The organism is Bartonella sp. CB10SXKL (assembly GCF_042195515.1).
In the GTDB taxonomy this organism is placed as follows: Bacteria; Pseudomonadota; Alphaproteobacteria; order Rhizobiales; family Rhizobiaceae; genus Bartonella.
Window position 1 is genome coordinate 1 of sequence record NZ_JBHION010000099.1, and the last position, 931, is coordinate 931.

Consider the following 931-nt stretch of genomic DNA (forward strand, 5'->3'; position numbering starts at 1 on the left):
AATTTGTCATGTTGGTTTCCTTGATTTGCGCGCAATTCCCCCGTGGCGTGAATCACGCTTGTGTTAAAAGGCTGGTTTTGGGGTGTTAGAGTTTTGTCTTTACAGGTTGTACAATCCGATCAATTGGAATGCGTTTTATATATGCACAATGATCAGAATATAGCGTCAACAAGAAAGATTCATCTGAATTGGGTGGTATCATTTCAAATCTAGTGCATGCAAACGGTCTGAATTCGTATGAAAATGCAAAGCATTGCGATCCTATGAGTTCCATTGGCACGATATTCTCTTCACTTAAGAAGGCATCTATTTTGTCTTTAGAGATTATGGTATCTACATAGGGCTCGCCCTTATCTCCAGAGATCGTTATACAAAGTTCACCTGGATTGTGGGTATTTCTCACAACTAACTGCGAACACAAAGTAGGTTTAATTTCATATCTATACATAATAATTATCTTCTCTCGCTCGTTGTGATAATACTGCCTCCACGAACCTCTGAATCTCCGTAAATGTGTGCGTTACCATACACTTCTGCATTGCAATGAACACTTGCATTTTCGTAAACATGTGCTTTTCCAAAAATACGACCACCATATATTTTTGCGTTATGATGAATTGTTGCATTTTCATAAATATTTGCAAAATAACAAACTTTTGAGTTATCAAATACCTTGGCATTGTTGTAAACTTTTGCACCGCTATAAACCATGGCATCATCATAAACCCAACAGTCTCCTTCATGACTTAAGTTGCTCTCACCTTCTATAAAGCCGCCTAGGTCACCTTTCTTGATTTTTCCGAAGCTTCTCAATGCACGAATGCGGTGAAGAGTTTTGCCCCCAACTTCGATTGTTTCATCAGTAAGTTCATATTTCTTTTCCATGATTACTATTTCTCACGTTCTACGATTACGGTGGAGCCACTAATTT

1 protein-coding gene is annotated in these 931 nt (G+C 38.2%); it reads right to left on the minus strand.

The genetic code is table 11. The features are described from left to right. Positions 1-453: 453 nt before the first annotated feature. Complete coding sequence (locus ACFIK3_RS09650) at positions 454-885, minus strand: hypothetical protein (protein WP_375661115.1); 432 nt, start codon at positions 883-885, stop codon at positions 454-456. Positions 886-931 lie beyond the last annotated feature (46 nt).